Genomic DNA, 25505 nt, shown 5'->3' on the forward strand with positions numbered 1-25505 from the left:
GAATGACGCGCCGCGAATGCAGCCCTATTGCCCGTGGCTCTTCAGCACCTGATCACACGCCTTGGATATCTTCGGCCGGTTCTCCTTGAGGCACGCCAGAATGACGAAATCCCCCTGATCCATCAGTTTGCGGCAGAAGCGCTCGACATCGCGCGTGCAGGCTTCCTGCTCCTGCGGGGTACCGCTGCGCTGCTGAGCCATCGCACCGGTCGAAACGGATACCGACAGCAGGGTGAGCGCGAGAAAAAACTTATGCATTTTGTTCCTTTATTATTGTAAGCGCGGAGCATCCCCATCCCCGATAGCACGGGGCCGAGCGGGAAAGCTCACTTGGATTGAACGCCACGACCGCAGCGGCGAGTGAACCAAAGGCGCTGGTAAATGCGGCCAAATTTGCGGCGGCAGCGCATCGAATACCGGGCCTTGCCAGCGAACTCAATCGGGATCGCAATTAATTGATATCAAAGGACTATTTTATCCCCTATCTTTTCCCCCGACCGCCAGCCGGTCGCATGGTCCCGACAGACGGCTCTGCCTCATTGTCCAAATTCCGCGAATATCTGAAATTTTTTTGACGCCGACGGACAAAAAAGGTCCTTCGCCGGCGTCCGGTTTGTGTATCTTGCGGCGCCGATGCGGCGCCGATGCGGCGACCGATGGCAGCAATTACGTGGCAGCAAGTACATGGCGATCGCCGGTTGAACCTAACGCAGAACGTCAACACTAAACTTCCGACGCGGCGAGACTTTTCTTGCCCGCGTTCGCCGATTGAACAGGAAAAATCGATATGAGACGGTTTGCTTCCAGCCTGTTTGGACAGACGATCAAGGCTGCAACTCTCGGCGCCGCGCTGATGTTGTCGATGCCGGCAAGCGAGGCGCAGTCGCCCGCTCCCTTTGCCGGTTTTGACGGCGCATGGTCGGGCACCGGCACGGTTGCGCTTTCGGACGGAACCACCGAGCGCATCCGCTGCAAGGCCGATTACAAGGTTAATGGCGGCGGACTAAGCCTCAAGCAAAGCCTGCGCTGCGCCAGCGACAGTTACAAGTTCGATCTGAGCAGCGACGTCACCAGCCAGGGCGGGCGTATTTCCGGTAACTGGGCCGAGGCAAGCCGGAATGTGTTCGGCAATCTGCAGGGCACGGCCGGCGGCGGCCAGATCGAGGTATTTGTCGAGGCCAATGGCTTCGCGGCCAACCTGACTTTGCGGACCACCGGCAACCGGCAGACCGTGCAGATCAGTTCCAAGGGCGAGATTCGCGGCGTGAACATCACGATGGTGAAGAGCTAGTCCGAACAGCTGGTCCAAAAGCGTTTTCGAGCGAGCCGCTACCCACTTCGCTCGAAAACGCGACGGCTTCTCACTCCGCCGCCTTGGCCTGCCCCGCGGTGCCGCCGCGGAGCCGATGCGACAGGTTGATCAGGAACATCGAGGTCGGGCGCAGGATAAAGAGGTCCGCGACCAGGGCCGCAACCATCGCGAACGCGCTGAGCCAGCCGAACAGGCGCAGCGACGGCAGATCGGAAAACACCGTCACCACCAGGCCGCAGGCCAGCACGACCGTGGTCAGGATCAACGCCGGACCGACCAGCACGGTTGCTCGTTCGACCGCCTTCTCCGGACTGACGCCCGGCGTGGTCTCGAGCCGCAGCCGGTTCAGGAAATGTATCGTCGCGCTCAATCCCAGCCCGAACGACACGGTCAGCGCGACGACACTGGCGAATTGCAGCCCCTCGCCGAGCAGCCACAGCATCGTGCCCGACAAAACGACCGGGAAAATACCGGGCAGGATGCAGGAGAACATCACCACCACGGAGCGGAACGCCAGCCCGATGAAGATCGCGACCAGCGCGAATTCGATGGTCAGGCCGCGGTTGAGCTTCTCGATCATGTTGGCGCTGTTGCGCGCGGCGATCGCCGAAAGACCAGTGACGGCGATCTCATAGCCCGGATGTTTCTGGCGGACCACATTCAGCGTGGTATCGAGCTTGTCGACCACGGGCAGGATCTGGCTCGAATCGAGATCCGGCACCCTGCCCGACACCACCACGGCGTCCTGGTCGGCCGAGATGAAGCGCCGGACCAGATGCTCCGGAATCAGATTGACGTATTCCTTCAGCGTCGCGACGTCGCCGCTGCCGGCCTTCTGGGCCAACCAGCGCCGCAGCGTCTCCAGCGACCAGACATTGCCGACCCCCGCCTGGGTTTCGACGGTGGCGTGAACATCCGCAATCGTCTGCAACGTCTCCGGCGAATAGAGCGATTCACCCTTGGGGAATTCGATGAGAACGTCGATCGGGTTGGCGCCGGTCAGCTTGGCGTCAAGACGCCCGCTCGCCGCGACCGCCTGCTGCTTGTCCGGCACCTGATCGGCGAGCCGGTAGCGCGGTTGCAGATTGCCATAGATCCCGGCCAGACCGCCGACGACGATCAGGGCGATCAGGCTGAACAGGCCGGGGCGGCCGACCATGCGCACCGCGATCCAGTAGCAGAAATTGCGCAGCGTCTGAACGCCGAGGTCCGCGCTGCGGAACTTGACAGCGAAAACATTCTCGTTGCGCACCAGCAGCACGCCGAACACCGGCACCAGCGACAGCACCGCGATCAGCGCGATGATGGTGGCCGCCAGTCCCGCCTCGCCGAATTTGCGGATCAGATCGGAATCGGAAAATTGCAGGGCGATAAACGAGATCCCGGCGGTGGCGTGGGTGAGCACGCAGGCCGGACCGACCACCAGCACGGCGTTCTTGAACGCGGTGAATTTATCCTGGCCCGCGATCAGGCGGTCGCGCGCCGCAAAAGTCAGCTGCATCGAGTCCGAAAAGCTGATCACCATGATGAGCGGCGTCATCACGTTCAGGAACATATTGAGGTTGAAATTGGCCCATCCGAGGGCGCCGAGCGCGAGCAGGATCGCGATCATCGGCGGGAAAGCCGCGATGATCATGAACGATATCTTGCGGAAGAAGATGATCGCAATGATGCATCCGGCCAGGATGCCGAGGATGTTATAGGTCAGACCGTCGCGCTCGACCGCGTTGCGGATTTCGAGCTGCATGACCGGCACGCCGGACAATTCGGCCTTGAGGCCGGAGCCCGCGAGGTCTTCCGCCATCAATTGCCTGATATCGCCGACCGTCTTGCCGAGCTTGTTGCTCGCGACCACGTCGGGCTCGAGCGACAACACCACCAGCGCCAGCGTGCCGTCTTCGGACAACAGCTTGCCGCGGATGATCTCGTTGCTTTTGACGGTCTCGATGAACTTGTCGTAGTCGGCGCCCTGCGGCAGTTCGTTGGGGAACAGCGCGGCGGGCAGCTTGCCCGGCGCCGGCGCCTGCCGGGACGAGAACAGCGAGATCAGGCCGCGGGTGCCGTCGACCAGTTGCAGATCGGTGACGAGATCGCGCAGCTTTTCGAGATTGCCGCGCTCCAGCAGCGTCTTGCCTTCGACCACGACCAGGACGTCGAACTCGGTCGCCGGGAAGCGCTTGGTCTCGGCTTCATATTGCTGGTAGTCCTTGGAATTGGAACGGAACAGCTGGCTCAGCGAATCGTCGATCTTGATGCGCTGGATGCCGAAGATCGCGCCGACGATCAGGGCGGCGAGGATGAGGCAGGACAGGATCGGGGCCCGGACGGCGATGAGGCCGATCCGCTCCAGCCCGAACGCGATGCTGGGCCCGCTCGGCGGCTGTTCGGCCTTCTGGACATGGACTTCACTGTCACTGTTCTTGTCGAGCATGCCTTGTCCAATTCTCACATCAGCTCAATTTGTATAGCGCGGGTTCCGGGGCGCGAATGCGGCCTCAAAGCGGCCGTGTCCGATCGAGCGGGGAAGACGTTCTTCGAACCGTCATTCCGCTCTATTTTACTATCCGGGCACGATCTCTTCGGAAAACCGGTTTCCACTTTGCGCTACCGCGGCCCTGTCCGAACCACGCCCTAGCCTTTGAAAACACGCGGAAAATTTGCTGGGCACGTGTAGCAGGTCTGCCCGGCCGGTCGCAAGCGCAGCCCTCAGCACAAATTCGCTACCAAGGCGGGCGGCATGGACTTCAAATTCCGGCTTTGTCGTGTCCAGCCGCAGCGATTCGCGGCGGCTCTGCACCGCCGCTTTGGTCCTTCAGCGCCACGCCGGTGATCTGCCGGGCAAGGCCCTCGCGGACAAGCCACGCGATCTTCGAGGCGGCCTCGTCATAGCCAAGCCCGGCGCGGTGAATGTTGGAGACACAATTACGATCGGCATCGGTGAGACCGGCTTTCGGCCCGAACGTCAGATACGCGCCGAGACTGTCGGGCGTGGAAAGGCCCGGCCGTTCGCCGATCAACATCACCACCATGCGCGCGCCGAGAATTGCGCCGATCTCGTCGCCCAGGGCGACCCGCGCGCCGGAGGCCACGACGGCGCAGCCGATGGCGACGCCATCGGCTGCAAGCCGCGGCGGCAGGCGGCGCAGCAGCTCGATGACATGGGCGTGGACGGCCGAGGGCGACAGGCCGTCGCCGACGACCACGACCAGTTCGCATGGCCGGTGGCCTGCCTTCGCCAGAAGCTGTTGCGACGCCTGATCGAGTATCCGTCCCAGATCGGGACGCCGGAGGTAATCCCTGCGGCTGCCGGCGCGACTGCCGACCTCGAACGTCTCAAGACCGAGGCTGCTCAAGCGCTCGACCAAGCTGGACACGTCGAAAGCGGCATGAACGGCGTCACGGGCCCGCGCATGGTCCAGGGTAAATTCCAGCAACGCGCCGGTCGGCAGGCTTGCACCGGAGCGTCCAAGTCCGACGCGCGCCGGGGTGAGATGGCGCAGATCACGCAGCGGTCGTTCGGGCGGACCAGACATCGTCGCTATCTTCACTATTCCGCCGGAACGGAAGCCTGCTGCAATTTGAGCGAATAGTAGGAAGCGTTAGTGTGCCCAACTGAGGCATCGCGCGCAAACATGATCAGATGGTGGGCGACCATCATCGAGCTGATCAGATATTCGATCTCGCCGCGGACAAGGCGCCTCAGCGCGAATTTCCAGAATTCGGGCCTGTAATCGCCGAGGATGCCGACCTTCCAGAAGATGTTGCGCAGCATGGTCAGCCCGAGCCTGATGTTTTTCCAGGACATCCGCGCCCGCGATGGCGGCGGCTGGACCCGATGCGGATAGGTGTTTTGGATCTGGTATTCGAAGCGATCCAGCAATTTGCCGGGCTGGTAGGCGCTGCCCATGCAGGCCCGCCAGGTGGTGACGACATCCTCATAGGGCAGGCGGAAATCGACGTTGGAATCGCGGCTCTCGTCCTCGATCAGCCGGTTCTCCCGCTTCAGCCGATCCCATAGCGGCGTCTTCGGCAGCGCCTGCAAGAGATTGATGGTCAGCAGCGGGATCTGCGACTCCTCGATGAATTCGAGCAGATGCTGTCCGGTCTCGGGCTTGTCGGTATCGAGGCCGAGAATGATGCCGGACACCACCTCCATGCCGAAATCGTTGAGCGTGTGGATCGCCTCCATGATCGGCACCGTCATGTTCTGATCCTTGTGCATCGCCTTCAGCGCCACCGGATCCGGCGTCTCGATGCCGCAGAAAACGGTCGAGAAAAACGCCTCGCGCATGCCGGCGAGGATTTCGGGACGCTTGGCGATGTTCAGCGTGGCCTCGCAGGAGAAGCGCAGGACGTAGCCGGTCTTCTTCTGCCATTCGACCAGATGCGGCAGCAGATCGAGCGCGGCCTTGCGGTTGCCGATGAAATTGTCGTCGACGAAATAGACCGAGCCGTTGACGCCGCATTCGAGCAGCCTGTCGAGTTCGGCGGTGATCTGCTGCGGCGTCTTCAGCCGCGGATTGCGGCCATACAGTCCGGGTATGTCGCAGAATTCGCACTGATAGGGGCAGCCGCTCGAATACTGGATGCTGCCGAGGAAATAGCGCCTGATCTCGGCGAGTTCATAGGCCGGAATCGGGAAGTCGGTCATCGGCAGGCGATCGAGGGTCTTCAACAGGACCTGCTGCGCAGGACGCGACGGGTCGCGCGCCAGCCGCGCGACCAGCTCGTTGGTGGCGTCACCGAGCTCGCCGACATGGAGATAGTCGAACGAGGGATAGTAATCCGGACAGGCGCTGACCGAAGGGCCGCCGATCGCAACCGCCAGATCGAAGGCGTGCGCGCGGCGGCAGATGTCGTTCATCTGGTGACGCTGGATATGCATGCCGCTGACCAGCACGGCTTCCGCCCATTCGAAATCTTCCGCGGTGGCGCTGCGGATATTTTCGTCGATGAAGCGGACCGGCCAATGCGCCGGCAGATAGGCCGCGATCAACAGCAATCCCTGCGGCGGCATGAAGGCCTGGACGCCGTCGGTCAGCGGATAGGCATATTCGAAGGTACCGAAAGAGGATGTGTAGCGCGGGAAGATGCACAGGATGCGGCGCGCGTTCTCTATGCCTTCAATTCGCATCAAGCTTCCTCTGCAACCACTTGCAACAGTTCAGCTTTATCTATCCCCAAGGCTGGGGGAGAAATTCCTCAACATTGTGGCAGCCTATCAACCGATAACGCAGCGAATGGTTGCCATGCGGCGGGCTTGCGCCACGTCAGGCCAGAAGGCGCGAAGCAAAGTCGGGCAGCAGATTGCCGTTGCCGGCGAGGCGACCGCCCGCATCGGCAAGACCGGTGCGAAACAGCCAATCGTCGAATTCGGGAGCCCGCTTCAGGCCGAAGAGATCGCGGACATAGAGCGCATCGTGAAACGAGGTGGACTGATAGTTCAGCATGACGTCGTCGGCGCCGGGCACGCCCATGATGAAGTTCACGCCGGCGGCGGCCAGCAGCGTCAACAGATTATCCATGTCGTCCTGATCAGCTTCGGCGTGATTGGTGTAACAAATGTCAACGCCGAGCGGCAGTCCGAGCAATTTTCCGCAAAAATGATCCTCCAGCCCGGCACGAATGATCTCCTTGCCGTCGTAGAGATATTCCGGGCCGATGAAGCCGACCACGCTATTGACCAGCAGCGGATCGAAGGCGCGGGCGACGCCATAGGCGCGCGCCTCCAGGGTCTGCTGATCGACGCCGTGATGGGCGTTGGCCGACAGAGCCGAGCCCTGCCCGGTCTCGAAATACATGACGTTGGTGCCGGCGGTCCCGCGCCGCAGCGACAACCCCGCTTGATGCGCCTGTTTCAACAGCGCCAGATCGACGCCGAAGCTGCGGTTGGCTGCCTCCGTTCCCGCGATCGACTGGAACACCAGATCGACCGGCAGGCCCTGCCCGATCAGTTGAAGCGTCGTCGTGACATGGGTGAGGACGCAGCCCTGGGTCGGAATCTGCAGCCGCGCAATGACCTCGTCGAGCAGCCGCAGCAACCCGCCGATCACAGCCGGATCGTCGCTGGCGGGGTTAATGCCAATGCAGGCGTCGCCCGATCCCAGCAAAAGACCGTCCAGAATCGAGGCAATGATGCCTTTGGCGTCGTCGAACGGATGGTTCGGCTGCAGCCGCACGCTCATCCGGCCGCGCAGGCCGATGGTGTTGCGAAAGCGCGTCGTCACCTCGCATTTCTTCGCCGCCAGAATGAGATCCTGGTTGCGCATCAGCTTGGAGGCCGCCGCGGCCATTTCCGGCGTCACCCCGCGCGACACCTGCCGGAGCGTCTCGGCGGTGGCGGCGTCGGACAATAGCCAGTCGCGGAACGCGCCCACCGTCAGCGCGGAAATCGCTTCAAAAGCCGATCGGTCGTGGGTGTCGACGATCAGGCGGGTGACTTCATCGTCTTCATAGGCGATGACGGTTTCATCCAGGAATCGTTTCAAGGGAACGTCGGCGAGCGCGATGCGCGCCGCGATCATCTGTTGGGCGCTGTCGGCGGCGATCCCCGCCAGCCGGTCGCCGGAACGCGGCGGCGTGGCCTTGGCCAGAAGATCGCGCAAATCATCGAACACATAGCTGGTGGCATCGATGACGTGGCGATAGACCATGACGGCTCCGAAGCCATCCCGGGATCAATACGGGATGGCTATCGCGGACAGTACACCGCGTTCGGACGAAATAGGCATCGCAAAAATCCGCCAGATCCTGCTGCGCTCGGGATATTTTGCCGGCGCGTGGCGGCCGGCAAATCCCCCGGCGGCGCCCAAAGAGACGCCAAAATTCATATAAGCCATTGATATCAAAATATAATCTACTTCTCATATATGTTTCACAAATTAACAATTTATCCATGAAAATTTTGCATCATTTTTAAACGGCCAAGCTCACGGCCTCCGTGGAGAGATCGTGATGCCCCCGACAACAAACCGGCCTCGCCTTTTTCCGTCGGAGTCCCGATGTCCCGGCTCTCGCTTGCGGCCAAGCTGTATTCGGTCTTCATCGTGTTCGCGGTTCTGACCGCGGCGATCACCGCGTTGTCGGATTACAATTCGCGCCGCAACGCGGAGCTGACGCAAGCGGTCGAGACCGCCAGCCGGGCCGCGCTCAATGTCCAGCATGTCAACGCACTGGTCTATGCGGTGGTGATGGAATCCCGCGGCGTCTACATGTCGACGGATATCGCCAGCGCCAGGAAGTTCGGCGACGGCCTTCTCAAGTTCAATGACCAGATTCTGGACGTAGTCAAAAACTGGGAATCGCTGGTCCAGGCCGATGATGCCGAGCAGTTCGCCACCTTCAGGAAACGCATCGAGCAGTTCGTCGCGTTCCGCAAGGAACTGGTGCGCCGCGGCGTCGAGATCGGTCCCGCCGCAGGCCGCGAATGGGGCGACAACGACGCCAATCGCGACGTGCGGTCGGCCCTCAACAAGGACCTGGAGGCGCTTTCCAAGGTCTATGCCGAACGCGGCAAGCGGCTGGCGCAGCAGACCGACGTCAACCATGAACTGGCTCTGCTGCTGACCGGCCTCGGCGGCCTGGCACTGGCGGTGGTCATTGTCGGCGTCCTGATCATCTCGCGCTCGGTGGCGCGGCCGCTTTCGGTCATCACCGCCACCATCAAGCAGGTCGCCGACGGCGCCGACCATGTCGAAATTCCCCATACCGGCCGGGCGGACGAAATCGGAGACCTGGCGCGCGCCATCCAGATCTTCCAGCAGTCGATGGACCGCAACCGCAGCCTCAATTCACAGGTGCTCGCGGATTCCAAAGCGCGCGAGCAACGGGCCCGGCACGTCGAGGCATCGGTGGAGAGTTTTCGCGCGGCGATGGCCGGCGTGATGCGCGCGGTGACCGACAGCGCCTCGACCATGCGCGAGACGGCGCAGTTCATCGCCAAGGTGGCATCGGAGGCCAGCGGACAGGCGGTGATGGCCGCGGGCGCCACCGAACAGGCCTCGCAAAGCGTCAACGCGGTGGCCGGCGCCGCCGAAGAATTGTCGGCCTCCGTCGAGGAGATCAGCCGGCAGATCCATCAGTCGGCGACCGTGGTCGGGCAGACCGGCCAGCGGACCGACAAGTCGATTGCCGAAATCGAGAGCCTCGCGGCTGCGACCCAGCGCATCGACGGCGTGCTCAACCTGATCCAGACCATCGCCGAGCAGACCAATCTGCTGGCGCTGAACGCGACGATCGAGGCCGCCCGCGCCGGCGAAGCCGGCCGCAGCTTCGCCGTGGTGGCGCACGAGGTCAAGACACTGGCGGAGCAAACCGCCAAGGCGACCGTCGAAATCGGCCAGAATGTCAGCATGATCCAGACCTCGACGCGCAGCGCCGTGGATGCCGTGCGCGAGATCGGCGGCGCGGTCCGCGACATCAACGAGGTCACGTCGAGCATTGCCGGCGCCATCGGGGAGCAGGACGCCGCGACCCGCGAAATCTCCCGGAATGCGCAGATGGCCGCCCAGGGCAACGAGACGCTGGTCGCCAATATCGGCTCGCTCGGCGAGGCCATCGGCGAAACCACCAAGGCCGCAAGCTCGGTGCTGTCGGCCTCGGGCGATCTGATGTCGACGGCGGAAACCCTGTCGCGAGAGGTCGAGACCTTCTTCCGCAATCTTCGCGCCGACCCGCATGCGCAGGAGGGCGATCGCGCCTTGCGGCCTGGCGCCGCGGCCGCCTGAAATCCGCGCCGGCGCTTACTCGACCAGCACCACGTCCACCGCGACGTTGAGCTTCTGCTTGCGCGAGCCGACGATGATGCCGTCGACCGGCGAGACATCGGAGAAGTCCCGTCCGATCGCCAAGATGATGTGATCGTTCTCGACCAGAAGATCGTTGGTCGGATCGAACCCGATCCAGCCGATCCCCGGGCCGCACCACAGCGAGACCCAGGCATGGGTCGCGTCGGCACCTTGCAGGCGCGGCCTGCCCGGCGGCGGCACGGTGCGCAGATAGCCGCTGACATAGGCCGCCGGCAGCCCGAGGCCGCGCAGCCCCGCGATCATCACATGGGCAAAATCCTGACAAACGCCGTGACGCTTCTCGAATACTTCCGCAAGCGGCGTCGAGATCACGGTGGCCTTTGGATCATATCTGAAATCACTGCGGATCCGGCGCATCAGGTCGGCGGCCCCCGCCAGGATTCCGGCTCCCGGTTGAAAGCTTGCCGACGCATAGGCGGTGACCGGCGGCTGGATCGGCACCAGCGGGCTGGCAAAGATGTAACCGACCGGAGAGGACGGGCCGAGGCTGGTGGCCGCAAGCGCGACGTCGCGAACGCTTTCCCAAGGCGAGCTCGACGCGGTGCGATCGGGCACGCGGCGCGAGACCGACACCCGCGACCGGGAATCGATGCGAAGGCTGCGATGGGCGGTCTCGATCAGGATGCTCTCGGTCAGCGTCCCGAAAAAATCCCGCCGCGTGGTGCGCTCGGCCGGCCGCGGCCTGATCTCGACGCTGTGGGAGACCAGTTCTTGCCCGTCGCCGTTTCTCGGCTCCAGCCGCAACGAGCATCGGGCCACGCTGACCGGGTTTTCGTAACTATAGCTGGTGACGTGACGGATATCGTAGATCACGCGAGGCCCGTCAGCTTCTCCGGCCGGCTCGCATTGGGCCCGTGCGGAAAATAATGCGCGCCGATGGCGTCGGCCAGATTGAGCAGGTCCTGCTCCAGCGCGAACAACGTCTTGACCTCGAGCTGGGCCGCCTCCGCCGTCGTCAGCATCGCCTGCGCGGCCACCGCCAGCCGCTGCGGCCGTTCGATCAATCCATGCTCTTTCAAGGCCGGAAGATTGGCGATGTGGTCGTTCAGTACCGAGACCTGAAAGGCGACCGAGCGCGGATTATAGGGATCCAGCACCACGAGGTCGCGCACCGGCGCCAATAGCGGCTGGACCAGATAGCGCGACCGATAGGTGATCTGGCAATCCACCAGCGTCAGCAGGATATCGAGATCCTCATCATTGGCGTCGTCATAGGCGAACTGGCGGCCGAAACGCGCGGTGTTGATGGCGCGTTCGGCGCGGCGCCCCATGTCGAGGAAGCGCCAGCCGGCGGCGCGGTTCATGTTTTCCTGCGCCAGCCCGGCGAAGCTCGCCAGTTCCTGCAGTGTCAGTTCGGCCGCGCTGACGACGCCGTCGTCATCCTCGACTTCGATGGCAAGGCGTTCGGTCATTTCGGTGATGACCTGCCAGGCGTCCGGCGACAGCCGTTCGCGCAGCGATATCGCGGTCCGCTGCGCCGCGCGCAGCAGCGACAGCGCCGAACCGAACTTGTCCGGGCTTTGCAGCGCCTCGGTTGCGATCTTTGCCGGGTTCGGCCGCGCCGTCTGCAAGGCCGCCCCCCACGCCACCAGCATGCGCTGGATCCGCTCTGCCGCATGCTGTGCGGTCGGCGACCCCTTGCCGGGATCGCGCATCGGCGTCACCAGCGCGCGCACCAGCCGCAACGTCGCCTCGGCGCGTTCGAGGTAGCGGCCGAGCCAGAACAGATTGTCGGCGGCGCGGCTTGGCAGCACGCCGGCGATCCGCCTGATCCGCACCGTATCGACCGCCGGCAACAGCGTCGCGGCCGGCACCTCCTTGTCCGAGACCACCCAGACATCGGCCGAGCGTACGCCATCGCCCATCGACACGGCGCGGGCGTCGGTCCGTTCGGCGATCCGGCAAAAGCCGCCGGGCATGATGGTCCAGCCATCCTGCGTCGCGGCGGCGAAAACCCGCAACACGAACGGACGCGGCGTGAGCCGGCCATTCTCCCATACCGGCGTCGTCGACAGCCGGACCAGTTCCTGGCCGACATAGTCGATGCCGCGCTCGTTGATCACGGCCTTGAGCCGCTCGCGGTCGCCCGGCGACAATTCGCCGCCGAGCACCGGCCCGTGTCCGGGAAAGCCGGGGATGCCCTGGCCATAGGCGCCCTCGATCGCGATTTCGTCGAGCCGCGACAGCACTTCCTCGCGCGCGCTTTGCTGGCCGCACCACCAGGTCGCGATGTGCGGCATCTTCAAATCTTCGCCCAGCAACCGCCGGCTCAGGCTCGGCAGGAAGCCGAGCAGCGCCCGCGCCTCCAGCACGCCCGAACCCGGCATGTTGGCGACCACCACGCCGTTCCTGCGCAGCACGTCGATCAGGCCGGGCACGCCAAGCTGCGACGAGGCGTCCAGTTCCAGCGGGTCGAGCGAATTGGAATCCACCCGCCGCAGCAACACGTCGAGCCGCTTCAGGCCGGCGACGGTGCGGATGTAGATGCGATCACCGCTGACGGCGAGATCGTCGCCCTCCACCAAAAGAAAGCCGAGATAGCGCGCCAGCGTCGCGTGTTCGAAATAGGTTTCGCTGAAACTGCCCGGCGTCAAAAGGCCGATCTGCGGCTCGTCGCGGTCGGCGCTGGCGCGCAAATTATCGCGGAAGGCCTCGAAGAACGGCGCCACCCGCTCGACATTCATCGATTTGTACAGGCTGGAAAAGGCCCGCGACAGCACCAGGCGATTTTCCAGCGCGTAGCCTGTGCCCGAAGGCGCCTGCGTGCGGTCGCCGAGCACCCACCAGCGCCCGTCGGGTCCACGGCCGACATCGGCGGCATAGAGATGCAGATAGCGCCCGCCGGGCGGCTTCACCCCGCTGAGAGGCCGCAGATATTCGGCGCTGCCGGCGATGGCGGCGGCCGGTATCGCTCCCTCCGCGACCAGACGGCCTTCGCCGTAGAGATCGCGCAGCACCATTTCGAGCAATTGCGCGCGCTGCGCGATGCCGGCGGCCAATTGCTGCCAATCGGCCTCGTCGATGATCAGCGGCAGGTGGCTCAGCGGCCAGATCCGGTCGGCACTGTCGCCGGGCGTGCGATAGGTCACGCCGGCCTCGCGCAGATGACGGTCGGCGGAGGCGAAGCGCCGTTCGATGTCAGCGGGATTCAGCGCCGCAAAGGCGTCGAAGAACCGGGTCCAGACCGCGCGCGGCGCCCCGTCCTCGGCAATATATTCGTCCGGAGTTCCGGGCAGGCGAACGTAATCGCGCATCCACTGCGCCATCCGGCGCTGGCCTGGACGCGCTTTGTTCTCCTGACTGCCGGCCTGTCCAGCCATTCCCGACTCTCTCCTGCCCGCGCCGCATTTTTCAATGCAGCAGCGGCGTCCTCAAGTCGAGGGTCAACGGAAACTCCAATGTGCGTTCTTCGCTTGGCGGATCGACCTTGCCGGGGGTATGGCCGTGATCCTGGAACCGGGCGAGCCGCCGGGCCTCGGCCTCATAGGAATTGACCGGCTTGGTCTCGTAATTGCGGCCGCCGGGATGGGCCACATGATAGACGCAGCCGCCCAGCGAGCGGCCGTTCCAGGTATCAATTAAATCAAATGTCAGCGGCGCATGCACCGGAATGGTCGGATGCAGTCCCGAGGCGGGCTGCCAGGCTTTGAAACGGACCCCGGCGACCGCCTCACCGGAACGGCCGGTTTCCGTCATCGGCATCCGCCGGCCGTTGCAGGTGACGACGTGACGGTCCTCGACAAAGCCCTCGGCCTTGACCTGCAACCGCTCCACCGAGGAATCGACATAGCGCACGGTGCCACCAGCCGACCCCTCCTCGCCCAGCACATGCCAGGGCTCCAGCGCCTGACGCAGTTCCAGCGAAACGCCACCGTGATGCACCTGGCCGAACGCGGGAAAACGAAATTCGAGCTGCGCCCTGTACCAATCGGCCGAGAAATCATAGCCGGACTGCCTGAGCTCGGAGAGCACGCCCAGAAAATCCTCCCAGAGGAAATGCGGCAGCATGAAACGGTCGTGCAGCGTGGTGCCCCAGCGCACGAATTGGCCCTGTTGCGGCTCGCGCCAGAGCTTTGCGATCAGCGCCCGGATCAGGAGTTGCTGCGCCAGACTCATGCGCGGGTCGGGCGGCATCTCCAGCGCGCGGAATTCGACCAGTCCCAACCGTCCGGTCGGGCTGTCCGGCGAATAGAGCTTGTCGATGCAGATCTCGGCGCGGTGGGTGTTGCCGGTGATATCGACCAGGATATGCCGGAACAGCCGGTCGACCAGCCATAGCGGCGCCGCGACGCCCTCCGGCGGCACATGGGCCAGCGCGATTTCCAGTTCATAGAGGCTGTCGTGCCGGGCCTCGTCGATGCGCGGCGCCTGGCTGGTCGGGCCGATGAACATGCCGGAAAACAGATAGGACAGCGACGGATGACGCTGCCAGTACAGCACCAGGCTCTTCAACAAATCGGGACGGCGCAGGAACGGCGAATCCGCCGGCGTGCTGCCGCCGACCACGACGTGATTGCCGCCGCCGGTGCCGGTATGGCGGCCGTCGATCAGGAAGCGGTTGGCGCCGAGCCGAACCTTCGCCGCATCTTCATACAGGCCGAAGGTGATATCGACGGCTTCGCGCCAGCTATTGGCGGGCTGGATGTTCACTTCGATCACGCCGGGATCCGGCGTCACCTTGATGACGTCGATGCGGGGATCATATGGCGGCGTGTAGCCTTCGACATGAACCTGCATCTGCATTTCTTCAGCGGTCGCTTCAACCGCCGTAACCAACTCCAGGTAATCCTCCAACTTTTCCACCGGCGGCATGAAGGCGCAGAGCACCCCGTCGCGGATCTCGATCGACATCGCGGTGCGCACGCCGCCGGACCGCGGCTGCTGCTCCTGCACGATCTGCTGCGGCGCGCCGGCTGGCTGGACCGACTGGTCATAGACCGGCAGCGCCTCGCGCGGCTCCATCGGATCCTGCTCGACGATATAGGGATAGTCGTCCGCCGGGATATGCGGCAACGAGGAGATCGGCAGCCGCAGCCCGAGCGGCGAGTCGCCCGGCGTCAGAAACAGATTACCGCGCCTGAGCTTCCAGCGTTCGCTGCGCCAGCGCGAGGAAGACTGGCCGGCGTCGGCGTTCCAGCGCTGGATCGGCAGCACAAACCCCTTCGGCGTATCGAGGCCCTGATCGAATACCCGCGCCATCCGTGCGCGTTCCTCCGGATCGGCCAGTTTCGAATCGCTGGGGTCGACATTCGGCGGCAGGCCGGCTTCCTTTTGCAGCCAGTGGCTGGGATCCTCGAACGCCGGCAGCACGAATTCGGCATCGACGCCGAGCTTTTGCGCGGTGGATTCAGCGAACCGCCCGGCATCGTCGATGCTGGCCTTGCGCGGGTTCTCGATCCTGGCGATCAGGTCGGCGTTCTTCCAGATCGGAACGCCGTCCTTGCGCCAATAGAGTCCGAACGCCCAGCGCGGCAGGCTCTCGCCCGGATACCATTTGCCCTGGCCGTAATGCAGCAGCCCGCCCGGCGCGAAGCGGGCGCGCAGGCGCCGGATCAGATCGTCGGCAAGGCCGCGCTTGGCCGGGCCGACCGCCGCGACATTCCACTCCGGCGATTCCATGTCGTCGATGGAAACGAAGGTCGGCTCGCCGCCCATCGTCAACCGCACGTCATGCGCCTTCAGATCGGCATCGACCTGCTCGCCCAGCTGGTCGAGCCGCGCCCAGGCCTCATCGGAGAATGGCCGGGTGATCCTCGGGGCTTCGCGAATGCGCTTCACGCTCATGTCGAAGTTGAACTCGACATTGGCGAAGCCGGCGCGGCCCGAGATCGGCGCCGCCGAGCGGTAGTGCGGCGTGGCCGCCAGCGGAATATGCCCCTCGCCGGTCAGCATGCCCGAGGTGACGTCGAACCCGATCCATCCCGCTCCGGGAAGATAGACTTCGGCCCAGGCGTGCAGATCGGTGAAATCGTTCTCGACCTCGCGCGGACCCTCGACCGGATCGATGTCGGGACGCAACTGAATGAGATAACCGGAGACGAAACGGGCGGCCAAACCCAGATGCCGCAGGAGCTGGATCAACAGCCAGGCGGAGTCGCGGCACGACCCCGAATTCGACGCCAGCGTCTGTTCCGGCGTCTGAACCCCCGGCTCCATACGAATGATATAGCGAATCTTTTTCTGCAGCTGACTGTTCAGATCGACCAGGAAGTCGACCGTGCTTTCCGCCGTGCGCGGAATGCCGGCGAGATAGGCCGCGAACAGCGGTCCTTCTTCGGCGGTCGTCAGATAAGGCGCGAGCTCGGCCTTGAGATCGTCGGAATATTGAAACGGAAAAGCGGTGGCCTCGGGCTCGACGAAGAAGTCGAACGGATTGACCACGGTCATCTGTGCCGTGAAATCGACCTCGATCTTCAATTCGCTGGCTTTTTCGGGGAAGACGAAGCGGGCAAGCCAGTTGCCCTGCGGGTCCTGCTGCCAATTGACGAAATGGTTGGCCGGCGTGACCTTGAGCGAATAGCTCTGGATCGGGGTGCGGGTATGCGGCGCCGGCCGCAGCCGCACGGTTTGCGGGCCGAGTTCGATCGGACGATCATATTTGTAATGCGTGACGTGATTGAGCGCGACAAAGATCGACACGGACGGACCAACTCCAGCAGCTTTTTTAAGCAGAACACTGGTTGGGAGGTCGATCAAGCATTAACAACGGGCATGGGATGCCTATGCGGGGAGCGATCGGGAGGCGTTTCCCATCCGCCTTCGTCATGGCCGGGCTCGGCCCGGCCATCCACGTCCTATTTTCGCGTCATGTGGGGAAAGCAAAAAAGACGTGGATGCCCGGCGCAAGGCCGGGCATGACGGAAAGTAACCCGCTCCACGGAACCTACATCGTCGCGCCCAGCACCCAGGGTGCGAATTCGGCGCCGCCGAAATCGAAACTCTCGCTCTTGGTCGGCTGGCCCGAGGCCGTCTTGAGCATGAGATCGAAGATGCGCTGGCCGCATTGCTGCACGGTTTCCTCGCCGTCGAGGATGGTGCCGCAATTGACGTCCATGTCGTCTTCCATCCGCCGGTACATCGCGGTGTTGGTCGCCAGCTTGATCGACGGCGCGGGTTTGCAGCCGAACACGCTGCCGCGCCCGGTGGTGAAGCAGACCAGATTGGCGCCGCCAGCCACCTGCCCGGTCGCGGCGACCGGGTCGTAACCGGGCGTGTCCATGAACACAAACCCCTTCTTGGTGACGGGTTCGGCGTAATGCAGGACATCGACCAGATTGGTGCTGCCGGCTTTCGCCATCGCACCGAGCGATTTTTCCAGGATGGTGGTGAGGCCGCCCGCCTTGTTGCCGGGGCTCGGATTGGCGTTCATCTCGGCGCCTTCGCGCTCGGTATATTCCTCCCACCAGCGCATCAGTCCGACCAGCTTTTCGCCGACTTCGCGGCTGACCGCGCGGCGGGTCAACAAATGTTCGGCGCCATAGGTTTCCGGGGTCTCGGACAGGATCACGGTGCCGCCATGCCGCACCAGCAGATCGCTCGCCGCGCCCAGCGCCGGGTTGGCGGAGACGCCGGAATAGCCGTCGGAGCCGCCGCATTGCAGCGCCACGGTCAATTCGCTGGCCGGCACCGGCTCGCGTTTTACTTGATTGGCATCGGCTAACGCCTCGCGAACAAAGGCAACTCCAGCCTCGACGGTCTTGCGGGTGCCACCGACTTCCTGGATGTCCATCGCGCGCAGCCGGCCGGCGAGTTTCTGTTCCTGCATCAGCCCGCCGATCTGGTTAACCTCGCAGCCCAGCCCCAGCACGATCACCGCGGAGAAATTCACGTGCCGCGCATAGCCGCCGAGGGTGCGGCGCAGCAGCGCCAGCGGCTCGTCCTGGGTCATGCCACAGCCGGTCTTGTGGGTCAGCGCAACCACGCCGTCGACATTCGGAAAGTCGGCCAATGGATCATCGCCGGCGAACGGATTCCTCTTGAAGACATCGGCGACCATGCCGGCAACATGGGCGCTGCAATTCACCGAAGTAAGAATGCCGATATAGTTGCGGGTCGCGACCCGGCCGTCGGGACGGCGGATGCCGTCGAAGGTCGCCGGCAGATCGAAATTCGGCGTCGGCGTGACGTCGACGCCGAAGGCGTAGTCCTTGGCGAAATCGCCCATGCCGCAGTTCTGGGTATGAACGTGCTGGCCCGGCAAGATCGGCACGGTGGCGAAGCCGATGATCTGGCCGTAACGGCGGACCGGCTCGCCCATCGCGATCGGCTTGATCGCCACCTTGTGCCCGGCCGGTATGCGCTCGACCGTGGTGACGCCGTCGGCCACCGCCATGCCGGGCGGCAGGCTCGACCGCGCGATCAGCACGCCATCATCGGGATGCAGACGAATGACGGGTGCCGGGGTCATGGGATGCCTCCTGTGAGATTAGCGAATGGTGAGTAACGAATGGCGAATAGAATTAGCTCTACTCGCTACTCCCCATTCGCTATTCGCTTTTTCAGTTACGCCTTGCCGCCGGAATCCTTGCGGGTCTGATTCACCTGCATCTTGGCGTAGGTCATCATCAACCCGCTTTCGTTCGACAGCGTCACCAGCTTGAAGCCCATGTTGATGGCGCGCACCGCGCCGTCGGCGCCGCTGCAATGAATGCCGGGATAGAGGCCGCGCTTGCCGCACTCCTTCACGATCTTCTCATAGATCTTGAGGATTTCCGGCTCGTCACGGTCGAGCTTCGGCACCAGCCCGTAGGAGAAACCGAGATCCGACGGGCCGATATAGACGCCGTTGATGCCCTCGACATCGAGGATGGATTCCATGTTCTCGACCGCCGTCCTGGTCTCCATCATCGGCAGCAGCACGATCTCATCGTTCGCCGTCTGCTGATAGGTACCGGCCGAGCCGTACATGCCGGAGCGGATCGGGCCGTTGGAGCGGGTGCCGCGCGGCGGATATTTGGCATAGGAAACCAGGTTTTCCGCTTCTTGCCTGGTGTTGACCATCGGGCAGATCACGCCATAGGCACCGCCATCCAGCACCTTGCCGATAATGCCGGGCTCATTCCAGGGCACGCGGACCATCGGCGTCACCGGGTGGCCGTTCATCGCCTGAAAGCACTGCACCATCGACTGGTAATCCTGCACACCATGCTGGATATCCACGGTGACGCTGTCGAAGCCGCATTGCGCGATCACTTCCGCGGAAAACCCCGAGGGGATCGCGAGCCAGGCATTGACCACGGCCTTGCCGGACGCCCAGATTTCCTTGACCTTGTTTGCCACTCTTCTGTTCCTTCCCTTTTTCTCAAAACTCCCCGTCATTGCGGGGAGCGTAATGACGAAGCAATCCAGTCTTTTCGCAGCTCTGGATTGCCTTGCGGAGCTTGTCATCGGGCGCGCATTGGCGCGACCCGTTGGCTCGCAATTGACGGCAAAAAACTTAAGCCGTCGCCCGCTGGATGGAGACCTCGCTGACGCCGACCTCGCGGGCGGTGTGTACTATCGCCGCCCAGGTGTCGTCGGGCAAGGGCACGCCGTTTTGGGTGCGATCCGCCCGCATTTTCGCTTCCGGCTCGCCCGGAATCAGCACGGCATCGACGCCGGCGACCGGCTTGGTATCCTTGAAGTAGTTCACATAGCGGGTGATCTCGCCGTCGAAGAAATTGGCCGGATCGACCAGTTTGGGATCGACATAGAAGGCGAACATGCCGTTGGCGAAACGCCGGTTCGGCCCGGTCGCGCCGGTGCCGGTCAGCGCGCCGCCAAGCAATTCGCAGATCATCGCCAGCCCCGAACCCTTGTGCTCGCCGAACGCCCGGATCGCCCCCTTGCCCTGGCTGTGGTCGCGCGGCCCTTCGGCGCTGTACGGCCCGTACAGCACCGCCGGGTCTTCGCTCAAGGTGCCATCGAAATCGATCAAGGCGCCCTTCGGCAGTTTCTTGCCGCCGCGGCTGGCGACCAGCACCTTGCCCTCGGCGACGATCGAGGTCGCGAAATCGAGCACGATCGGCCGCTGCCCCTGGCGCGGAATGCCGACACAATAGGGCGCGGTGGACAACCGCCGCTCGACACCGCCATACGGCGCGACCAACACCGAGCCCGCCGCGTTGACGAAATGCACCGAGACCAGGCCTTCGGCCGCCGCCATCTCGGCCCAGTCGCCGACCCGGCCGATATGGCCGGCGTTGCGCAGGGCTACCGCGGCCAACCCTGCCTTCTTGCATTTCTCGATGCCGATCCTGACCGCCTGCGGCGCCACCGTCTGTCCGTAACCGAACTTGCCGTCGACCACTGCCAGCGACGGCGTGTCCACCACGATCTCGGCGCTCTGGTTCGGGACCACGGAGCCCATCTTCTTCCAGCGGATATAGACCGGTACCCGGATCACGCCGTGGCTGTCATGGCCGGTCAGGTTCGCGGTCGTAAGATAGGTCGCGATCCTTTTCGCTTCTTCCGGAGAAGATTCCGCATGGGCGAAAACGTCGGCGACAAAATCGATGAGGTTCGGAAGCTGGATAGTGACCATGGATGGATAGCTCTTTGTTTCAGGCACTGATTTTGGCGTGACCGCCGAGATAGGCGGCGGCGATGGCTTCGTTGCCCCACAATTCGTCGGGCTTGCCGCCGAGCACGATGCGCCCGGTTTCCAGGACGTAGCCGTAGTCGGCGACGGAAAGTCCCATGCGCGCATTTTGCTCGACAAGCAAGACCGTGGTGGTGCGCCGGATCTCCGCGATGATCTTGAACAGCGCCTGCACGATCACCGGCGCGAGGCCGAGCGACGGCTCGTCCAGCAGCAACAAGCGCGGCTTCGCCATCAGCCCGCGCGCCACCGCGACCATCTGCAACTGCCCGCCCGACAGCGTCCAGCCGAGCGCGCCGGAGAATTTTCGGATGTCCGGAAACAGGTCGAACATCGCGTCCGCCTCGCGCGACAATTCCGACGGCGCCGCGCGCCGGTTGGAGCCGCCGAGCATGATGTTTTCCTTCACCGTCAGGCCGGGGAAAATCCGCCGCCCTTCGGGCACGTGCGAAATGCCGAGCCGGACGATGGTCTCCGGCCCCAATCCCGCGATCGGCTTGCCGTCGAATAGGATCTCGCCCGAGGCCGGCTTGGTCAGGCCCGAGATCGCGCGCAGCGTGGTCGATTTGCCGGCGCCGTTGGCGCCGAGCAGCGTCACCACCTGCCCCGGATCGACGGTCAGCGAAACCCCGCGCAGCGCTTCGATTTCGCCGTAGCGGACCACCAGGTCGCGGATGTCGAGCAGCGCCATTATTCGGTCCCGAGATAGGCGGAGACGACATCGGGATGGCGCAGCACCGCCATCGACTCGCCGTCCGCGATGCGGCGTCCGAAGTTGAGCACGGTGATATGCTGGGCCGCCTCGCTGACCAGCGTCATGTCGTGATCGATGATCAGGATGGTCAAGCCCTGGGCCGCGATGCGCTTGAGCAGTTCGTGCAGTTCCAGCTTCTCGGTCGAGTTCAACCCGGCCGCGGGCTCGTCGAGCAGCAGCAGGGTCGGATTGGCGGCGAGCGCGCGCGCGATCTCGATCAGCCGCTGATGGCCGTAGGAGAAGCTCGAGATCAGTTCATTGGCGCGGCTGCCGAGCCCGACGAAATTCAGGGCTTCCAGCGCGCGTTCGGTCAGCGCGGCAGAACCGCCCTCGCCGATCATGGTGTTGCCCGGCCGCTCGGCGCCGATCTCGACATTTTCCAGCGCCGTCATCGAGCGGAACAGGCGGATGTTCTGGAACGTCCGCCCCAGTCCCGCCGCGGTGCGCTGATGCGGCGGCATGTTGGTGATGTCGGTGCCATCGAGCAGGATCTTGCCGGATGTCGCCCGGTAGAGGCCGGAGAGCACATTCAGCGTCGTGGTCTTGCCGGAACCGTTCGGCCCGATCAGCGCGTGGACGCCGCCGCGCTTGACCTGGATATCGACGCCGTCAACCGCCTTGAGGCCGCCGAAATATTTCGACAGTCCTTTGACGTCGAGCACGATATCGCCACCGACCGTCGCCGGCATCAATTTCAGCGCTGCGGAAGGCGCCGGTGCCTTGGCCTTGGCGCACCAGCGTGCGAACGCCGCATTGACAAAGCCCCAGATGCCGTCCGGCATGAAGCGGATGATAAGGATGACGAACAAGCCGTAGATCGCGAGATAAAGCCCGGGAACGCTTTTCAGGAAGCGCAGCCATTCCGGGATCAGGATCAGAAGGCCGGTGCCGATCGCCGAGCCGATCGGCGACGCCACGCCGCCGAGCAGGGACATCGTCAGGAAGACGATGGAATCCGCAAACGCGAATTGGTCCGGGCTGACATAGGCGAAGCCGCCGGCGAACAGCCCGCCCGCGAGGCCGCCCAGCGCCGCGCACAGCGCAAACGCATAGACCTTGGTGCGCAGGACATCGATGCCGTTGACGCCGGCGGCCAGTTCGTTGTCACGCACCGCTCGCATGGCGCGGCCGAGCCTTGTGTCCGGCAGATGCCAGACCAGATAGCCGACAATCGCCAGCATGGCGACGCAGAACGCCAGATAACCTTGAGAGGTCTGGAACAAGGCGGGACGGCCGATATTCGAGACACCGTCCGGCCCGTGCGTCAGCGCGATGTCGTTGATCATCACCAGCGTGACGATCTGCTGGAACGAGATCGTCACCATCGCGAGGTAATGCCCGCCAAGCCGGAGCGTCGACATGCCGAGAAACGCGCCGGCGGCCAGCGCGATCACGCATCCCGCGACCAGGCACAGCCAGTAGTTTAGATGCAGATCGGTGGTGCCGATGCCGACGGCATAGGCGCCGAACCCGAAGAACGCGGCCTGTGCGAGGTTGATCTGGCCGCACAGGCCGAGCACCACCGAGAGGCCGAACACCGCGATCGAAAACGTCGTCGCCTGCATCAGGATGTTGAGCACATAGCCGTCGAACTGCATGCCGGCGGCCAGCGCCACGAGAACAGCGGCGCAAATGAAATATGGCAGGTGGCGCAGCAACAGCGGCTTCGCTCGCCCGGCCGAGACCGTGATCGGCATGTTGTCGCTGGGCGCGCTCATGCTTTCTCCGCCACGCGTTCGCCGAAGATACCCTGCGGCCGGAAGACCAGGAACAGGATCAGCACCAGAAACGCAAAGCCGTCCTTGTACGGCACGGAGATATAAGCGGCACCGAAGGTCTCGATCACGCCGAGCGCGAGGCCGCCGATGATCGCGCCGGTGACATCGCCGAAGCCGCCGATGATGGTCGCGGCAAACGCCTTCAGCGCGATCGTCGAACCCATCTGGATCGAGACGAACAGAACCGGTGCGACGAGAATCCCGGCCAAGCCGCCCAGCACTGCCGAGTAGATGAAGGTGAGCATGATCATGGTGGAGACGGAAATGCCGAGCAGCGAGGCCATCTCCTTGTCCTGCGAGGTGGCCTGCAATTTCTTGCCGAGCATCGTGTGTTCGAAGAACCAGTAATTGAAGATCACCAGCGCGATCGTCACCGCGATGATCAGCAGATATTGGCTGTCGAGATAGACCGGCCCGAGCTGGATGCCCGGCGTGTCGAACCAGCCCTGCAGCACCTGCGGTTGCGGGCCGTAAATCGCGAGCACGGAATTGGCCATCAAGATCGAGGCGCCGATGGTCGCGATGATGACCGGCAGGAAACTGCGATGACGCAGCGGGTAATAGACCCCGAGATTGAAGATCACGCCGAGCAGCGCCATGCCGGCGAGCGACAGCAGGAAAGACAGCCAGTACGGCCAGCCGAGATCGACCGAGAACACCACCATCAGATAGGCCGCGACCATCGAGAATTCGCCTTGCGCGAAGTTGACGACATTGGTGGCGCGGAAGATCAGCACGAAACCGAGCGCCACCAGCGCGTAGACCGCGCCGATGCCGATGCCCGTGAACAGGAGCTGCAGTACAAGATCCATGACAAGCGTTCGCCAAAGAGGAACTTATTCGATCCGCCGCAAACCTTTCGGCCTCCCCGATTCGATCCGGGGAGGCCGAAAGCACGCTCAATCGGTGAATTCGATATGCTTATCGAAGACGATGCTGCCCTTCTCGTTCTTCACGACGTTGTAGCCGTGCAGCCCGTCGCCGTTCTGGTCGAAATTATATTCGCCCTCGGCGCCCGGGAATTTCTTGATCGCCAGGATCGCTTCGCGGATCTTGCCCGGTTCGGTCGAACCCGCCTTGTTGATGCCCTGCGCCAGCACATTGATGGCATCATAGGTCCAGGAACTCTGGCCGTCCGCGACCACCTTGTACGCATCGTGATAGGCATTGGCGAACGCCTTCGAGGCCTCGGTGGAATCTTCCGCGTAATCGGCCACGCCATAGGTGTTGTACAGCGCGGGGCCTGCGAGTTTCAGCGCGGTGACATCGGTGATCGAGGGCGAACCGACCCAGGGAATGTTGACGCCGAGCTGGCGCAATTGCCGGGCGAAGATGCCGAGATCGTTCTCGAAGGTGAAATAGGAGCCGAGGACGTCGGCACCCGACTGCTTGATCGCGAGCACGACCGGCGTGAAGTCCTGGCTCTGGTTGGCATAGCCCTGGTCGAGGACCGGCGCGACCCCGAGCTTGGTCAGCGCTTCCGTCAGCGCCTTGCCGCCCGCGGTGCCGAAGGCGTCGGTCGAATGCAGCACGGCCCATTTCTTCTTGCCGAGCGTGCTGGCGCCATATTCGGCGATGACACGGCCGGAATAGCTGTCGTTCGGACGGCAGCGGAACAGCCATTGATTGCCCATATGGGTCAGGTTCGGATCGGTGCCGCCGATCATCACGGGCTTGCCGAGCTTTAGCACGTCCGGCGCAATCGCGTGGACCTGCGTGGAACGGATCGAGCCGATGAACCCGACGATATCGGGCTGCGCGGCGAGTTTGGAGAAGGCCAGCACGATGCCGGGATTGGTGGTCTGGTCGTCTTCGACGATCAACTCCGCCTGCTTGCCGAGAATGCCGCCGGCCTTGTTGACGGTATCGAGCGCGAGCTTCGCACCCTTGATGGCGTAGCCGCCGGATTCCGCAGCCGGGCCCGTCACCGGCGCGCACATGCCGATCTTGACGGTGGCGCCCTGCGCCCGGGCACGCGTGATGATGTGGGGTGCGACAATACCGGCAGCCATACCAGCAGCGAAGTCGCGTCTCGTAAGCTTCATCTCATCCTCCCTGAAGCCGGACTTGTTTGCCGGCCTTCTTATGTTGGCAGTCCGCGACGGACGCGGAACCGATTGCTACTTACGGTTTCTTTTGCCCCGAGTAAATTGGTATCGTGGCAACTTCGACTATCGGCGTAAAACCTTCCGACAGAGACGATTAACGCCGGCCGGCCGCGCCTATTCCACGCGATCTATTCCGTCCCGTTCGGGGACGTTATTGCCGAAATACT

At 63.6% G+C, this 25505-nt stretch carries 17 protein-coding genes; 2 read left to right on the forward strand and 15 right to left on the reverse strand.

The window, feature by feature from the left end; genetic code table 11:
* Positions 1–24 precede the first annotated feature (24 nt).
* Complete coding sequence (locus HB630_RS07290) at positions 25–258, reverse strand: hypothetical protein (RefSeq protein ID WP_213771292.1); 234 nt, start codon at positions 256–258, stop codon at positions 25–27.
* 529 nt (positions 259–787) lie between these two features.
* On the opposite strand from HB630_RS07290, the gene HB630_RS07295 reads away from it, so the two are divergent.
* A complete protein-coding gene (locus HB630_RS07295; RefSeq protein ID WP_213771293.1) occupies positions 788–1291 on the forward strand; it encodes a hypothetical protein in 504 nt (167 codons plus the stop codon).
* Between the two features lie 70 nt (positions 1292–1361).
* Here the strand turns inward: HB630_RS07295 and HB630_RS07300 are convergent, their stop codons facing one another.
* From HB630_RS07300 to HB630_RS07315, 4 genes are all read right to left on the reverse strand, one after another.
* Positions 1362–3743 carry an MMPL family transporter gene (locus tag HB630_RS07300; RefSeq protein WP_213771295.1) on the reverse strand — a complete coding sequence of 794 codons (2382 nt, stop codon included), beginning with the start codon at positions 3741–3743 and terminating at the stop codon, positions 1362–1364.
* Positions 3744–4056: 313 nt separating this feature from the next.
* Positions 4057–4845, reverse strand: a complete 789-nt coding sequence (gene eutC / locus HB630_RS07305) for an ethanolamine ammonia-lyase subunit EutC (RefSeq protein WP_213771297.1) — start codon at positions 4843–4845, stop codon at positions 4057–4059.
* 14 nt (positions 4846–4859) lie between these two features.
* Complete coding sequence (locus HB630_RS07310) at positions 4860–6446, reverse strand: B12-binding domain-containing radical SAM protein (protein ID WP_213771299.1); 1587 nt, start codon at positions 6444–6446, stop codon at positions 4860–4862.
* Positions 6447–6582: 136 nt separating this feature from the next.
* Positions 6583–7965 carry an ethanolamine ammonia-lyase subunit EutB gene (locus tag HB630_RS07315; RefSeq protein WP_213771300.1) on the reverse strand — a complete coding sequence of 461 codons (1383 nt, stop codon included), beginning with the start codon at positions 7963–7965 and terminating at the stop codon, positions 6583–6585.
* Between the two features lie 348 nt (positions 7966–8313).
* On the opposite strand from HB630_RS07315, the gene HB630_RS07320 reads away from it, so the two are divergent.
* Entirely contained in the window at positions 8314–10038 is a 1725-nt protein-coding gene (locus HB630_RS07320; RefSeq protein WP_213771302.1) for a HAMP domain-containing methyl-accepting chemotaxis protein, read from the forward strand.
* 15 nt (positions 10039–10053) lie between these two features.
* On the opposite strand, the gene HB630_RS07325 is transcribed toward HB630_RS07320, so the two are convergent.
* The 10 genes from HB630_RS07325 to HB630_RS07370 all read right to left on the reverse strand — a co-directional run bounded on the left by HB630_RS07325 (position 10054) and on the right by HB630_RS07370 (position 25275).
* Entirely contained in the window at positions 10054–10932 is an 879-nt protein-coding gene (locus HB630_RS07325; protein WP_213771304.1) for a transglutaminase family protein, read from the reverse strand.
* Positions 10929–13439: a circularly permuted type 2 ATP-grasp protein gene (locus HB630_RS07330; RefSeq protein ID WP_213771305.1), complete on the reverse strand. Its 2511-nt coding sequence runs from the start codon at positions 13437–13439 to the stop codon at positions 10929–10931. The genes HB630_RS07325 and HB630_RS07330 overlap by 4 nt, the downstream gene beginning before the upstream one ends.
* 31 nt (positions 13440–13470) lie before the next feature.
* Positions 13471–16758 (reverse strand): transglutaminase family protein, encoded by a 3288-nt coding sequence (locus tag HB630_RS07335; protein ID WP_213771307.1) that lies wholly within the window; start codon positions 16756–16758, stop codon positions 13471–13473.
* A 244-nt stretch (positions 16759–17002) separates the two neighbouring features.
* Positions 17003–18526, reverse strand: a complete 1524-nt coding sequence (locus HB630_RS07340) for an altronate dehydratase family protein (protein WP_213771309.1) — start codon at positions 18524–18526, stop codon at positions 17003–17005.
* Between the two features lie 95 nt (positions 18527–18621).
* Entirely contained in the window at positions 18622–19398 is a 777-nt protein-coding gene (locus HB630_RS07345; protein WP_213771311.1) for an aldolase/citrate lyase family protein, read from the reverse strand.
* 157 nt (positions 19399–19555) lie between these two features.
* Positions 19556–20641, reverse strand: a complete 1086-nt coding sequence (locus HB630_RS07350; protein ID WP_213771313.1) for a malate/lactate/ureidoglycolate dehydrogenase — start codon at positions 20639–20641, stop codon at positions 19556–19558.
* Positions 20642–20660: 19 nt separating this feature from the next.
* Complete coding sequence (locus HB630_RS07355; protein ID WP_213771315.1) at positions 20661–21389, reverse strand: ABC transporter ATP-binding protein; 729 nt, start codon at positions 21387–21389, stop codon at positions 20661–20663.
* Positions 21389–23170, reverse strand: coding sequence for a branched-chain amino acid ABC transporter ATP-binding protein/permease (locus HB630_RS07360; RefSeq protein WP_213771317.1), 1782 nt, complete (start codon positions 23168–23170; stop codon positions 21389–21391). Before HB630_RS07360 ends, HB630_RS07355 begins: the two co-directional genes overlap by 1 nt.
* Positions 23167–24042 (reverse strand): branched-chain amino acid ABC transporter permease, encoded by an 876-nt coding sequence (locus tag HB630_RS07365; RefSeq protein ID WP_213771319.1) that lies wholly within the window; start codon positions 24040–24042, stop codon positions 23167–23169. Before HB630_RS07365 ends, HB630_RS07360 begins: the two co-directional genes overlap by 4 nt.
* Positions 24043–24129: 87 nt before the next feature.
* Entirely contained in the window at positions 24130–25275 is a 1146-nt protein-coding gene (locus HB630_RS07370; RefSeq protein WP_213771321.1) for an ABC transporter substrate-binding protein, read from the reverse strand.
* Positions 25276–25505: the final 230 nt, after the last annotated feature.

Source organism: Bradyrhizobium sp. dw_78, from assembly GCF_018449525.1.
Taxonomy (GTDB): domain Bacteria; phylum Pseudomonadota; class Alphaproteobacteria; order Rhizobiales; family Xanthobacteraceae; genus Bradyrhizobium.

Bases quoted from the DNA above. Each gene is read 5' to 3' on its own strand.
- HB630_RS07290 (WP_213771292.1), bottom strand. From the start codon at position 258: ATGCATAAGTTTTTTCTCGCGCTCACCCTGCTGTCGGTATCCGTTTCG.
- HB630_RS07295 (WP_213771293.1), top strand. From the start codon at position 788: ATGAGACGGTTTGCTTCCAGCCTGTTTGGACAGACGATCAAGGCTGCA.
- HB630_RS07300 (WP_213771295.1), bottom strand. From the start codon at position 3,743: ATGCTCGACAAGAACAGTGACAGTGAAGTCCATGTCCAGAAGGCCGAA.
- eutC (WP_213771297.1), bottom strand. From the start codon at position 4,845: ATGTCTGGTCCGCCCGAACGACCGCTGCGTGATCTGCGCCATCTCACC.
- HB630_RS07310 (WP_213771299.1), bottom strand. From the start codon at position 6,446: ATGCGAATTGAAGGCATAGAGAACGCGCGCCGCATCCTGTGCATCTTC.
- HB630_RS07315 (WP_213771300.1), bottom strand. From the start codon at position 7,965: ATGGTCTATCGCCACGTCATCGATGCCACCAGCTATGTGTTCGATGAT.
- HB630_RS07320 (WP_213771302.1), top strand. From the start codon at position 8,314: ATGTCCCGGCTCTCGCTTGCGGCCAAGCTGTATTCGGTCTTCATCGTG.
- HB630_RS07330 (WP_213771305.1), bottom strand. From the start codon at position 13,439: ATGGCTGGACAGGCCGGCAGTCAGGAGAACAAAGCGCGTCCAGGCCAG.
- HB630_RS07340 (WP_213771309.1), bottom strand. From the start codon at position 18,526: ATGACCCCGGCACCCGTCATTCGTCTGCATCCCGATGATGGCGTGCTG.
- HB630_RS07350 (WP_213771313.1), bottom strand. From the start codon at position 20,641: ATGGTCACTATCCAGCTTCCGAACCTCATCGATTTTGTCGCCGACGTT.
- HB630_RS07355 (WP_213771315.1), bottom strand. From the start codon at position 21,389: ATGGCGCTGCTCGACATCCGCGACCTGGTGGTCCGCTACGGCGAAATC.
- HB630_RS07360 (WP_213771317.1), bottom strand. From the start codon at position 23,170: ATGAGCGCGCCCAGCGACAACATGCCGATCACGGTCTCGGCCGGGCGA.
- HB630_RS07365 (WP_213771319.1), bottom strand. From the start codon at position 24,042: ATGGATCTTGTACTGCAGCTCCTGTTCACGGGCATCGGCATCGGCGCG.
- HB630_RS07370 (WP_213771321.1), bottom strand. From the start codon at position 25,275: ATGAAGCTTACGAGACGCGACTTCGCTGCTGGTATGGCTGCCGGTATT.